The sequence below is a fragment of the Pseudooceanicola antarcticus genome (assembly GCF_900215355.1).
In the GTDB taxonomy this organism is placed as follows: domain Bacteria; phylum Pseudomonadota; class Alphaproteobacteria; order Rhodobacterales; family Rhodobacteraceae; genus Pseudooceanicola; species Pseudooceanicola antarcticus.
On the sequence record NZ_OBEA01000004.1, the window covers coordinates 259,469 to 272,853 of the forward strand.

Consider the following 13,385-nt stretch of genomic DNA (forward strand, 5'->3'; position numbering starts at 1 on the left):
AGACTTTCGGCTTCGCAGCATGGCATGCCGCAGCGCAAAATCCACAGTGGCGGAGAGGGTTTGGCGGGGCGTCCCCCTCGGGCGGAGGCCGCAGGGCACCCGGAGGGGCAGAATCAAGCGCCGGGCCGGGGCGCGGCCGGGTGAATATGAATGAACCTCATGTTTTCCATGCCGGATATGAGGTGGATGCGCGGAGAACGGAGCGTTACTCAGCTCTTGGGGCGGTGCGTCTGCCGTAGCGCCCGGAATTTCAGCAGCCGCGAGTGATCATGTCATCCAAGCCCCTCAGCCTCTCTCCCGTCTTCTCGCAGATCCGTGCCTCTGCCGCCGAGCGTATCCTGATCCTCGACGGCGCCATGGGCACGCAGATCCAGAAGCTCGGGCTCGCCGAGGAGGACTTTCACGGCCATGGTGCCGGATGCGGTTGCGGCTGTGGCTGCCTGCCCCCGGTGCCGGGCGGCGAGGAGAAGCCCCAGCAGGGCAACAATGACCTGCTGAACCTCACCCGGCCCGAGGTGATCGAAGAGATCCACTTCCAGTACGCCATGGCCGGGGCCGATATCGTCGAGACCAATACCTTCTCGTCCACCACCATCGCCCAGGCGGATTATGGTCTGGAAAGCCAGGTGCATGCGCTGAATGTCGAAGGCGCACGACTGGCCCGTGCCGCCATGGATCGCGCCGAGGCGGCGGACGGGCGGAAGCGCTACGTGGCGGGGGCGCTCGGGCCGACCAACCGGACGGCCTCGATCAGCCCCGACGTGAACAATCCCGGCTACCGCGCCGTCAGCTTCGACGACCTGCGCCAGGCCTATGCCCAACAGGCCCGCGCGCTCCTCGAGGGCGGAGCCGATATCCTGCTGATCGAGACGATCTTCGACACGCTGAACGCCAAGGCCGCGATCTTTGCCTGCGAAGAGGTCTTCGCCGAGCGCGGCGAGCGGCTGCCGGTGATGATCTCGGGCACGATCACCGACCTGTCGGGACGGACGCTCTCGGGGCAGACGCCGACGGCCTTCTGGCACTCGGTGCGCCATGCGCAGCCGCTGACCGTGGGTCTGAACTGTGCCCTTGGCGCCGATGCCATGCGCCCCCATGTCGCCGAGCTCTCGGGCGTCGCAGATACGTTGATCTGCGCCTATCCGAACGCCGGCCTGCCCAACGAGATGGGTGAATACGACCAGACCCCGGAAGAGATGGCCGAGCTGATCGCGGGCTTTGCCGCCGACGGGCTGGTCAACGTGGTCGGCGGCTGCTGCGGCTCGACCTACGACCATATCCGCGCCCTGGCCGAAGCGGTGAAGGACCTCGCCCCGCGCGCGATCCCCGGCCACGTGCCCCAGATGCGTCTCTCGGGGCTGGAGCCCTTCGTCCTGACCAGGGAGATCCCCTTCGTCAACGTCGGCGAACGGACCAATGTCACCGGCTCTGCGAAGTTCCGCAAGCTGATCACCAACCGCGATTATGCCGAGGCGCTGGATGTCGCCCGCCAGCAGGTTGAGAACGGCGCACAGATCATCGACATCAACATGGACGAGGGGCTGATCGACTCGCGCCAGGCGATGATCGAATTCCTCAACCTGATCGCCGCCGAGCCCGATATCGCCCGTGTGCCGATCATGATCGACAGCTCAAAGTGGGAGGTGATCGAGGCCGGGCTGCAATGCGTGCAGGGCAAGTCGGTGGTCAACTCGATCTCGCTGAAGGAGGGCGAAGAGGCCTTCCTGCATCACGCCCGCCTGTGCCGCGCCTATGGCGCCGCCGTGGTGGTCATGGCCTTCGACGAGAAAGGCCAGGCCGATACCGAGGACCGCAAGGTCGCCATCTGCCAGCGGGCCTACAGGATTCTCACCGAAGAGGTGGGCTTCCCGCCCGAGGATATCATCTTCGATCCCAACGTCTTCGCCGTCGCCACCGGCATCGAGGAGCATGACAACTACGGGCTGGATTTCATCAAGGCCGCCAAGCGCATCACCGAGACCTGCCCGCATGTGCATATCTCGGGCGGGGTGTCGAACCTGTCGTTCTCCTTCCGTGGCAACGAACCCGTGCGCGAGGCGATGCATGCGGTCTTCCTTTACCACGGCATCCAGAACGGCATGGACATGGGTATCGTCAACGCCGGTCAGCTGGCGGTCTACGACCAGATCGACGCGAAGCTGCGTGAGGCCTGCGAGGACGTGGTGCTGAACCGCACCCCCGCCAATGGCAATTCCGCCACCGAGAACATGCTGGAGATCGCCGAGGATTACCGGGGGCAGGGCGGCTCCAAGGGCCGCGAGAAAGACCTGAGCTGGCGCGAGCTGCCGGTCGAGAAGCGGCTGGAACATGCGCTAGTCAACGGCATCACCGAATATATCGACGCCGATACCGAAGAGGCGCGTCAGGCGGCCGAACGGCCCCTGCATGTCATCGAAGGTCCGCTGATGGCGGGGATGAACGTGGTGGGCGATCTCTTCGGCGCGGGCAAGATGTTCCTGCCGCAGGTGGTGAAATCCGCCCGCGTGATGAAACAGGCCGTGGCCGTGCTGCTGCCCTACATGGAAGAGGAAAAGCGCCTCAATGGCGGCGAAGAGCAGCAGGCCGCGGGTCGGGTGCTGATGGCCACCGTGAAGGGCGACGTGCATGACATCGGCAAGAACATCGTCGGCGTCGTGCTGGCCTGCAACAATTACGAGATCATCGATCTGGGCGTCATGGTGCCTGCCGAAAAGATCCTCGCCGTGGCGAAGGAGAAGAAGGTCGACGTGATCGGCCTCTCGGGCCTTATCACCCCCTCGCTGGACGAGATGGTCCATGTCGCCTCGGAGATGGAGCGCCAGGGCTTCGACATCCCGCTGCTGATCGGTGGCGCCACCACCAGCCGCGTGCATACGGCGGTGAAGATCCATCCGCGCTACGACCTGGGCCAGGCGATCTATGTCACCGACGCAAGCCGCGCGGTCGGCGTGGTCAGCTCGCTTCTGTCAAAGCAGGTGAAGGCCGGATACGTCGCCAACATCCGCGACGAGTATGCCGACGTGGCCGAGAAACACGCCCGCGCCGAAGCCGCCAAGACCCGCCTGCCACTGGAGGCCGCGCGGGCCAACAAGCTGAAGATCGACTTTTCGGGCTATGCGCCCGCCAAGCCCAGCTTCCTTGGCACCAAGGTCTACCAGGACTGGGACCTCGCCGAACTGGCCCGCTACATCGACTGGACCCCGTTCTTCCAGACCTGGGAGATGAAGGGCGTCTACCCGAAGATCCTGGAAGATCCGAAACAGGGCGAGGCCGCGCGATCGCTCTTCGAGGATGCCCAGGCCATGCTGCAGCGGATCATCGACGAGAAATGGTTCACCCCGCGCGCCGTGGTGGGCTTCTGGCCGGCCAATGGCGAGGGCGACGATATCCGGCTCTGGAAGGACGAGGGGCGGACCGAGGAGAAGGCGAAGCTCTTTACCCTGCGCCAGCAGACCAGCAAGCGGGGCGACCGGCCCAATGTCGCCATGGCCGACTTCGTGGCGCCCGACGGCGTGGCGGATTACGTCGGCGGCTTCGTGGTGACGGCGGGCGTGGAAGAGATCGCCATCGCCGAGGCCTTCGAGGGCAAGAACGACGATTACTCCTCGATCCTGGTCAAGGCGCTGGCCGATCGCTTCGCCGAGGCCTTCGCCGAGCGTATGCATGAGAAGGTGCGGCGAGAGCTCTGGCCCTATGCCAAGGAAGAGGCCTTCACCCCCGAAGAGCTGATCCGCGAGCCCTATGCCGGGATCCGTCCCGCGCCCGGCTATCCCGCCCAGCCCGATCACACCGAGAAGACAACGCTCTTCGAGCTTCTGGATGCCACCGCCGCCACCGGCGTCGAGCTGACCGAGAGCTATGCCATGTGGCCCGGCTCTTCGGTCTCGGGGCTCTATATCGGGCATCCGGAGAGCTATTATTTCGGCGTTGCCAAGGTCGAACGCGACCAGGTCGAGGATTACGCCGCCCGCAAGGGCATGGCGGTGGAAGAGGTCGAGCGCTGGCTGGGGCCGATCCTCAACTACGTGCCCGGAAAAGCGCCCCAGGTGATCGCCGCCGAATAGGCGGGAGGGACAGGAATGCATGCAGGGCCCCGCCAGCCGGCGGGGTCCTTTGGCATGGGGCGAAACACTTGTTTTTCATGGTGATTATTTGCCGGGAAGTGGCGTCAGCCTGTTCACCTCTGGCACGGATTGTGTATACATATTGCCGAGAGCCCGGCCAACCGGGACAGATTCCGGGAAGGAGATCAAGATGAAGGACGAGCTGGTCAAATCTGACCTCAAACCGCCGTTTCGCGCCGATCACGTGGGCTCGCTGCTGCGGCCCAAGCCCATTGCCGAGGCCCGCAAGGCCGGTGTCACCGGCGACGCGCTGAAGGAGATCGAGGACCGCGAGATCCCGGCGATGATCAAGATGCAGGAAGAGGTCGGCCTGAAGGTTGTCACCGACGGCGAAGCCCGTCGCGCCTTCTGGCATTTCGACTACATGGGCATGCTGAATGGCCTGGACCTGGAGCAGCGCGACCCTGAGGCGGGCATCGCCTTCCACGGCGTGAAGACCGCGCCGACCGTGTCGACGATCACCCAGAAGCTGAAGTTCCCGGCCGATCACCCGATGCTCGAGCATTTCAAGTTCGTCAAGGAACACACCGGCGTCTGCCCCAAGATCTCGATCCCCGGCCCCTCGGCGGCTCACTTCCGCACCGCGCCGGAAGACATCTTCGTCGAGGAATACAAGGATCCCGAGGCCTTCACCGCGGCCCTGGCCGATTGCTGGAAAGAGGCCGTTGACGCCTTCTATGCCGCCGGGTGCCGTTACCTGCAGCTGGACGACATCTTCTTCGCCTACCTCGGTGACCCCAAGCACCGCGCGATCTGGGCCGAGCGTGGCCAGGACCCCGACTGGCTGATCGACCGCTATGCCTGGATGCTGAACGAGGCGATCAAGGACCGTCCCGCCGACATGACCATCGGCATGCACATGTGCCGCGGCAACTTCAAGTCGACCCACGCCGCCGAAGGCAGCTACGAGGCCGCCGCGGATGCGATCTTCAACAAGGCCGACGTGGACGTCTACTTCATGGAGTACGACACCGACCGCGCCGGCGGGCTTGAGCCCCTGCGCCTGCTGCCCAAGGGCAACAAGCGCATCATGGCCGGTTTCATCACCACCAAGACGCCCGAGCTCGAGCCCATCGACGAGATCAAGCGCAAGTTCGAGGATGCCTCGAAGTTCGTCGACATGGACCAGCTGGGCATCGCGCCGCAGTGTGGCTTCTCTTCCACTGAAGAGGGCAACAACCTGACCATGGATGACCAGCGCCGCAAACTTGAGCTGGTGATCAAGGTCGCGGAAGAGATCTGGGACGACGCCTGATCTTTCCCGGACCGACAGACAGGAAGGGCGGCGCTGCACTGGCGCCGCCCTTTTCCTTTGCCCGGCAGGGGGGTGATCTGGTTTACCCGGTGCCGCGCCGGGCCCGCAGGCGTCGCCAGGACAGGGACACATGAGCCCGGTGGATGAGGGCCGCGGCCTCCAGGTCGCCGGCCTCCAGGGCTTGCAGGATATCCTCGACCTCGCGCGCGAAGAGCTGGATCTCCTCGGCCAGGTCGAGATCCGAGGTATAGAGCGAATGCACCCAGAGCCGCGCGGTCTGGGTGTAGAGATGGGTGGCGAAATCCATCAAAGGCCGGTTGGTCGAGAGCAGCGCCTGGGCCTGGATAAAATCGTAGATCAGCTGAGCCAGCGGGCGGGGGCTGTCGGGGTTCGGCCGCAACGAACGGGCCCGTTCGGCCAGGTGGCGGAACCGCGACAGGGCCTCGGGGTCCGGCAGGGCGGGATCGAGGCGGGCGGCCAGGCTGGCCAGCTCGAGCCGCAGCGCATAGGCCTGGTCAAGCTCTTCATCGTCCAGCTCGGTGACGAAGGTGCCCACCCCGTGGCGCGAGACCAGCAGGCCCGCCCCCTCCAGCCGGGCCAGCACCTTGCGCAGCGGGGTGCGTGAGATGCCGAATTCGGCGGCCAGCTCGGTTTCCGACAGGCGTTCTCCGGGGGCGTAGTCCAGCAGGCAGATGCGCGCGCGCAGCTCGGCCTCCAGCGCATCGGCGCGGTCCAGTGCCGAGGGGGTGCCCTCAGCGCCCATGGGCCGCGATCAACCCGTCGAGCAATTCGAGGCATTTCGCCAGCTGGTCGACCTCAAGGTATTCATCCGGCTGGTGCGCCTGGGCGATCGAGCCCGGCCCGCAGATCACCGCATCCATGCCGATCTGCTGGAACAGCCCGGCCTCGGTGTTGAAGGGCACACAGTTGACCCCGTTGGCGCCGGTAAGGCCGCGGATCATGTCGCGGACCTGGTTTTCCGGCATGGGCAGTAGCCCGCAGACCTCTCCCATGACCTCTGTCGAGATCCCGGTGCCCTCTGCGCGGGCCTGCATCTCGGGGACCAGGTCCTGGGCGACGAAGCGGGCGATGGTCTCTTTCACGAAGTCCTGGTCGGCCATGTTCACCGGCCGCATCTCCCAGTCCAGCTGCGCCTCGGCGGGGATCACGTTGTGGATCGTACCGCCATGCAGGGCGCCGATGTTGATGGTGGTATGGGGAGGCTCGAAGGGCGAACCCTCGGGCGCGCGGGCCTTCAGCTCGGCGCGCAGTTCCAGCAGGCGGGTGATGTAGCGGGTGGCATATTCCACCGCGTTGACCCCCAGCTCGGGAGAGGACCCATGACCGCCGGTGCCGGTGAAGCGCACGGTGTATTCGCAGCAGCCCTTGTGCCCCTCGACGAGCTGCATCGAGGTGGGCTCTCCGATCAGCGCCATGGCGGGGCGGACCTCGCGGCGCGACAGTTCTTCGGCCAGGGCCCGTCCGCCGAGGCAGCCGACCTCTTCGTCATGGGTGAAGGCGAAATGAAAGGGCCTGTCGCCGACCGCTGCCGCCATCTGCGGGGCAAGCGCCAGGCAGGCGGCGATGAAGCCCTTCATGTCGCAGGTCCCGCGCCCGTAGAGCCGCCCGTCCTGCCGCACCATGGCGAAGGGGTCGCGGCTCCAGGGCTGGCCCGCCACCGGCACCACGTCGGAATGCCCCGAGAGGACCAGGCCGCCATCCGCCTCGGGCCCGATGGTGGCCCAGAGATTGGCCTTCTGACCCGAGGCGTCGCGCAGGATCTCGACCCGCGCCCCGGCGGCGCGCAGGATCTCTGCCATATAGCCGATGGCATCCATGTTGCTGTCCGAAGAGATGGTGGGAAAGCCCACCAGGTCCCCGAGGATGTCGATGCTGCGTTCCAGCACGGATCAGTCCTTCACGAAGAGCTTGCGTTCCATGTTGCACAGCGTCTCGGCGGCGCCGTCCTCGCGGATCAGGATGGTCTCGGTGGTCTCGAGACCCCAGTCGTCCATCCAGAGGCCGGGCATGAAGTGGAAGGTCATGCCGGGTTCCAGCACGGTCTCGTCCAGCGCCCGGATCGAGACGGTGTGCTCGCCCCAGTCCGGCGGGTAGGAGAGACCCACGGCATAGCCCGCCCGGTTGGGCCGTTCGATGCCCACCTTCAGCAGCTCGGAATCCAGCGCACGGGCGATGTCGCAGGCGCGGTTGCCGGCGCGGGCGACCTCGATCCCGGCGTTCAGACCTTCGGTCAGCGCCTGGCTGGCGTCGGACATGAACTTGGGCGGCTTGCCGAAGAAGATCGAACGGCAGAGCGGCGCGTGGTAGCGGCGGTAGCAGCCCGACTGCTCGATGAAGGTGCATTCGCCGCGCTGAAGCGCTTCGCCGTTCCAGGTCAGGTGCGGGGCGCTGGCGTCCTCTCCCGAAGGCAGCAGCGGCACGATGGCCGGGTAGTCGCCCCAGCTGTCATCTTCGCCCTGCACGGCGGTCTTGAAGAGCTCGCCCACCAGGTCGTGCTTGCGCATGCCCGGCTCGGCCAGTTCGATGGCGCGCTCGATCACCAGCTCCGAGATCCGGGCGGCACGGCGCATGAAGGCCAGCTCTTCGTCGGACTTGATCAGACGCTGCCAGTTGACCAGCGTCGAGGCGTCGACGATCTCGGCTTCGGGCAGACCGTCCAGCAGCACGGCATGGCCCTTGGCGGTGTAGAAATAGGTCTCCATCTCGACGCCGATCCTGGAGTCCCCGTAGCCCATGATCCGCAGGTGGCTGGCCAGGTCCTCCATCGGGTGGTTGTCGGGGTTCTGGATGTAGCGGTCGGCGTAGAAGAGGATGTTCTCGTGATCCATCCAGACCGTGCGCTTGGCGCCGTTGGCGTCCTGCAGGCGACCCCACCAATAGGGCTCTCCGTCCATGGGCAGGATGACGCCCTGGTGGACGTAGAAGCTCCAGCCGTCATAGCCGGTCAGGTAGTTCTGGTTCGAGGGGTTGGTGATGAAGAGCACGTCGATCCCCGCCTCGGCCATGGCCTTGCGGGTGATGCGCAGACGCCGCTGGTATTCGGCGGCAGAGAAGGGGGCCTTGCTGGCGGACATGATATCCTCTGATTTGTACACATCATGGGCAGGGATCTTGGGCGCTTTGGAGGTTTCGCTGTCAAGGGTGCCCGGAGGGGCGCGAATCTGACAGGAGCTCTTTGCGACTCGGATCTGTTGTGCACATCATCAGCCAGAAGCCTTGAAGGCCGGTCAATACGGATAATGCGATGAGCCCCGAAAACCTTGCCAGCGCCGCGACCCGGCGCCTTGCGGATAAGCGGGCCGGACCCGCGCCCGATGCCATCCCCGGCGCGCCGGGGATGAGCGACGTGATGGCAGCGGCCGCCCGCATCCGTGGGCTGGCCGACGCCACACCGCTGGTGCCCGCCGCGCTTTCGGATCGGCTGGGCGTCGAGCTGCTGCTGAAGCTCGAGCTTTGTCAGCCCACCGGGGCCTTCAAGCTGCGCGGTGCGGTGAATGCGGTGGCGCAGGTCGAGGGGCCGGGGGTGGTCTGCTGCTCTACCGGCAACCATGGCCGCGCGGTGGCCTTTGCCGCCCGCCAGCGCGGTTTGCGCGCGGTGGTCTGCTTGTCCGAACTGGTGCCCCAGGCCAAGGTCGAGGGCATTCGCGCCCAGGGCGCCGAGGTCCACCTGGCGGGCCGCAGCCAGGACGAGGCGCAGGTCGAGGCAACCCGGCTGGCCGAGGCCGAGGGCCTGATCGAGATCCCGCCCTTCGACAATGCCCATGTCATCGCCGGGCAGGGCACCATCGGGCTGGAGCTGCTTTCGGCCCGGCCCGACCTCGAGGCGCTGATCATCCCGCTTTCGGGCGGCGGCCTGGCCGCGGGCATCGCGCTGGCGGCGAAGGCGATCAAGCCGGGCATCCGCATCATCGGCGTCTCGATGGATCGCGGTGCCGCCATGGCCGAGGCGCTGGCCGCGGGTCATCCCGTCTATGTCACCGAGGTCGCCAGCCTGGCGGATTCCCTGGGCGGCGGGATCGGGCTGCAGAATGCGCTCAGTTATCCGCTCTGTGCCGCGCTGCTCGACGAGGTGGTGCTGGTCTCGGAGGCCGAGATCTACCGCGCCATGCAGGCGGTCTTCCATGCGGAACGGCTGGTGGCGGAGGGCGGCTCTGTCGTTGGGATCGCGGCGCTGCTGGCGGGCAAGCTGAAGCTGACAGGGCCTGCCGCCACCGTCCTGACGGGGCGCAATGTCGACATGGCGCAGTTCAAGCGGGTGATCAACGGAGAGCCCGTGACCCTCGGCGCGCTGGAGCTGGAAGGACAACACCATGAGCCATGAGATCCGCATCCTGACCGAGACCCAGCTGCGCGCCACGCTGGACCTGGACCTGCCCCTGATCGACCGGGTCGAGACCGCCTTCGCGGCCCTGGCGCGCGGCGGGGTGGTGATGCCGCCGGTGCTGTCGATGCACCTGCCGCAGGTCAATGGCGAGGTCGACGTGAAGACCGCATGGGTGCCGGGGCTCGAGGGGTTCGCGCTGAAGGTTTCTCCGGGCTTCTTCGACAATCCGACGCTGGGGCTGTCCAGTCTCAACGGGCTCATGGTGCTCCTGTCGGCCAGCACCGGGCTGGTGCAGGCGGTGTTTCTCGACAACGGCTATCTGACCGACCTCAGGACTGCCGCCGCGGGCGCGGTCGCTGCGCGCCACCTGGCCCCGGAGGTGCGCGTCTGCGGTATCATGGGCACCGGCGTTCAGGCGCGTCTGCAGGCGCGCGCCGCCTATCTTGTCAGGCCCTATCGGCATTGCCTGGTCTGGGGCCGCGATCCTGAAAAGGCCCGCGCCTGCGCCGCGGACATCGCCCGGGCCACCGGCGCCCGGGCCCAGGCCACCCACGACCCCGAAGCGCTGGTGCGGCGCAGCCAGCTGGTGATCACCACCACCCCGTCGACCCAGCCGATCCTGCGCGCCGAGTGGCTGCATCCGGGGCTGCATATCACCGCCATGGGCTCTGACCAGGCGGGCAAGGCAGAGCTGGAGCCAGAGGCCGTGGCCCGCGCCGATCTCTACGTCTGCGACCGGGTCAGCCAGTGCGAGACGATGGGAGAGCTGCGCGCTGCCCGCGCGGCCGGGCTGATGGCAGACGAGCCACCCGAGCTGGGGCAGGTCATCCTTGGCGAGGTCGCGGGACGGCGCTCTGCAGAGGAGGTGACGATCTGCGATCTGACCGGCACCGGCGTGCAGGACACGGCCATTGCAACCTATGCGCTGGAGGCCACGGGGGGCGCGGGAACCCTGATCGAAACCTGAGCATTGTCACGCGGACGGCCTGGCTTCCGGCAGGCCCGCAACGAAAAACGCCGCCCGTGGGACCCGGACGGCGTTTCCATTTTGGTAGGAGAGTGGAGCGCTCAGGCGCCCCAGTGGCGCAGGTCGCCGCAATCCATGTGAACGAAGTTGGAACCGGAGTAGCGGCCGACACCGCCGGCGCGGCAGCTTTCGGCAGCCGAGGCCATCTGGTTGACCGAGCGCGTCGCCAGTCGCAGATCCGCGGCCTGGCCCTGCATGTGCAGCGAATTGCGCGCCACGGCGCGCGACTTCGAGCGCAGCATCGAGTTGGTGGCGGGCGTCCGGTAGCCCGACAGCAGCAGGTAGGGCTCGTCGACCTCCATCAGCGAATGCGACGCCGCCATGATGTCGATGGTCCGCAGATCGACCGTCTTCACCTCGTCGGTGCGCCAGTCGCGGAAGAAATGAGAAATCTCGGAGAGGCTGTCGCGCAGGTATTCGCCTTCGATCCAGTAGATCATGTCCAGGTGCTCGCCCGTACGGGCCGAGTACATGCGGATACGTCGGATGTCGCCCGCATTGCGAAGGAAGCCTGCTGCCTTCGAAAATGTCGGAGCCGCGGTGAGTGCTGTCGCGGCGAATGCACCCAGTAGGGCGCGGCGCGAAATGCTCGCTGTGCCTTTGGTCATTGTAGCGCTGTCCCGTCGCTTGTTCGGCCTGTTCAACCTGTCAGACCGATCATTTCGTCCGCCTTACCAGCGGTTTACCTATCTCCCGCCTTGGCGGCGGTTCACATCTGCATCCCCCCAGATGCGGGATTTTTATGACACGGTTCTCTTTTTTCTTAAACAGGGGAACCTGTAGCATTGTATCAAATCAGCGGTTTTCGGCTGAATCTTGCCCATAAAACTACCGGATTTCCGCCATTTTCAGCCGGCCACGTCGCCGTTATGCATCGGGGCAGGGGCGAATCCGGCCCTGACCCAAATGTGAGTGGACAGTCACAAGCCCTTGGCACACCTTCGATTTGTATGTGTTCCAGCCCGGTTTCCAGGAGATCGCCCATGAATTTTCGGCTCCATCCCGCCTCAGGCCTCTCGCGCCTCGGAACTGCGGTCTTTCTGGCCAGCGCCCTGGCGCTTTCGGCCGGAACCGGCGCGCGGGCCCAGGATGACGCGGGCTTTGCCCTGACCGGTTTCAAGACCGCCGTGGCCGAAGGCGCGTCCCGCGACCGGGCGCTTGCCGCCTTCTACCGCAGCCGGGACTACGCGCCGATCTGGACCGGCGCAGGGGCAGACCACGCCGCGCGACGCGCGGCCCTGCTCGAGGCGATCCGCATGGCGCCGCTGCACGGGCTGCCGGGCGACAAGTTCGACACCGCGGATCTGACGGCGCAGATGGCGGCCGCGGTCAGCGAACGGGATCGCGGGCGGCTCGACGTTCTGCTCAGCGAGATCTGGCTGGACGTGGCGACCGATCTGCAGACCGGTATCCTGACTCCCTCGGAGGTCGATGACGAGATCGTCCGCGAGGTGCCGCTGCGCGATGCCTCGCAATACCTGCTCGGGATCACCGGCGACGCGCCGCTGGCCTTCGTGCGCGCGCTGCCGCCGCAGACCGAGGAATACCGCAACCTGATGCGGGCCAAGATGCGCATGCAGGCCGATCTCTCGGCTGGCGGCTATGGCCCCGTGGTGCGGGCCAAGAAGCTGGAAGAGGGCGACAGCGGTTCCGCCGTGGTGGCGCTGCGCGACCGGCTGATCCGCATGGGCTATCTCGCGCCGCGCGCCTCGACCCGTTACGACAAGGCCATGGTCGAAGCGGTGCAGCGCTTCCAGCGCGACAACGGCATGGAGCCCGACGGCGTCGTAGGCCCGGCCACGCTGGAGGCAATCAACACCAGCCAGGAAGAGCGGCTGCAATCCATCATCGTCGCCATGGAGCGCGAGCGCTGGATCAACCGCCCCCTGGGCGAGCGCCGCGTCTGGGTGAACCTGCCTGATTTCCGCGCCAAGCTGATCGACAAGGGCGAGGTGGTCTTCGAGACCCGCGCCGTGGTCGGCCGCGCCATGGAGGGCCGTCGCAGCCCCGAGTTCAGCGATGTCATGGAGCACATGATCATCAACCCGACCTGGAACGTGCCGCGCTCCATCGTCGTCGGGGAATACCTGCCGCAGATCCAGCAGAACCCCAATGCCGCAGGGCATCTGAACCTGATCGACGCGCGCGGGCGGATCGTGCCTCGGGACGCGGTGGACTTCACCCAGTTCACCGAAGCCAACTTCCCCTTCGACATGAAGCAGCCGCCCTCGCGCTCGAACGCGCTTGGCCTGGTGAAGTTCATGTTCCCGAACGCCAACAACATCTACCTGCATGACACCCCGTCCAAGAGCCTCTTTGCCCGCTCGGTCCGGGCGTTCAGCCACGGGTGCATCCGGCTCGCCGATCCCTTCGACTTTGCCTATACGCTGCTTGGCTACCAGGAGGCCGACCCAAAGGGCGTCTTCCAGAGCACTCTGGCGACGGGCCGCGAAACCCAGATCGACCTGGAACATCCGCTGCAGGTGCACCTTGTCTACCGCACCGCCTTCTCGGATGCGCGCGGTCACATCCAGTACCGCGACGATATCTATGGCCGCGATGCCCGGATCTGGCGCGCCCTGGCTGCCGAAGGGGTGGTGCTGGAACTGGGGAACAGCTAAACCTTCGCGCAAG

Annotated in this window: 9 protein-coding genes; 5 read left to right on the top strand and 4 right to left on the bottom strand. The window is 66.2% G+C overall.

Annotated features, from left to right (window positions below; translation table 11 throughout):
* Positions 1–269 precede the first annotated feature (269 nt).
* Positions 270–4,064: a methionine synthase gene (gene metH, locus CRO50_RS11915; RefSeq protein ID WP_097146143.1), complete on the top strand. Its 3,795-nt coding sequence runs from the start codon at positions 270–272 to the stop codon at positions 4,062–4,064.
* 190 nt (positions 4,065–4,254) lie between these two features.
* Positions 4,255–5,379 carry a 5-methyltetrahydropteroyltriglutamate--homocysteine S-methyltransferase gene (locus tag CRO50_RS11920; RefSeq protein WP_097146144.1) on the top strand — a complete coding sequence of 375 codons (1,125 nt, stop codon included), beginning with the start codon at positions 4,255–4,257 and terminating at the stop codon, positions 5,377–5,379.
* Positions 5,380–5,461: 82 nt separating this feature from the next.
* On the opposite strand, the gene CRO50_RS11925 is transcribed toward CRO50_RS11920, so the two are convergent.
* Genes CRO50_RS11925 through CRO50_RS11935 form a run of 3 tightly spaced genes read right to left on the bottom strand, consistent with a single transcriptional unit; the run spans position 5,462 to position 8,474 of the window.
* On the bottom strand, positions 5,462–6,142 hold the full coding sequence (locus CRO50_RS11925) for a GntR family transcriptional regulator (RefSeq protein ID WP_097146145.1): 681 nt from the start codon (positions 6,140–6,142) through the stop codon (positions 5,462–5,464).
* Positions 6,132–7,286, bottom strand: coding sequence for an acetylornithine deacetylase (argE, locus tag CRO50_RS11930; protein ID WP_097146146.1), 1,155 nt, complete (start codon positions 7,284–7,286; stop codon positions 6,132–6,134). The genes CRO50_RS11925 and argE overlap by 11 nt, the downstream gene beginning before the upstream one ends.
* A 3-nt stretch (positions 7,287–7,289) precedes the next feature.
* Positions 7,290–8,474, bottom strand: a complete 1,185-nt coding sequence (locus CRO50_RS11935) for a M24 family metallopeptidase (protein ID WP_097146147.1) — start codon at positions 8,472–8,474, stop codon at positions 7,290–7,292.
* Between the two features lie 263 nt (positions 8,475–8,737).
* On the opposite strand from CRO50_RS11935, the gene eutB reads away from it, so the two are divergent.
* Positions 8,738–9,721: a hydroxyectoine utilization dehydratase EutB gene (gene eutB, locus CRO50_RS11940; protein ID WP_097146316.1), complete on the top strand. Its 984-nt coding sequence runs from the start codon at positions 8,738–8,740 to the stop codon at positions 9,719–9,721.
* The gene (locus tag CRO50_RS11945) at positions 9,711–10,691 is read left to right on the top strand and encodes a cyclodeaminase (protein ID WP_097146148.1); all 981 of its coding nucleotides are present in this window, start codon (positions 9,711–9,713) and stop codon (positions 10,689–10,691) included. Before eutB ends, CRO50_RS11945 begins: the two co-directional genes overlap by 11 nt.
* Before the next feature lie 101 nt (positions 10,692–10,792).
* Here CRO50_RS11945 and mepK read toward each other — a convergent pair whose 3' ends face one another.
* A complete protein-coding gene (mepK, locus tag CRO50_RS11950) occupies positions 10,793–11,359 on the bottom strand; it encodes a peptidoglycan L,D-endopeptidase MepK (RefSeq protein WP_097146149.1) in 567 nt (188 codons plus the stop codon).
* A 375-nt stretch (positions 11,360–11,734) separates the two neighbouring features.
* Between mepK and CRO50_RS11955 the strand changes: the two genes are divergently transcribed.
* A complete protein-coding gene (locus tag CRO50_RS11955; RefSeq protein WP_097146150.1) occupies positions 11,735–13,372 on the top strand; it encodes a L,D-transpeptidase family protein in 1,638 nt (545 codons plus the stop codon).
* Positions 13,373–13,385: the final 13 nt, after the last annotated feature.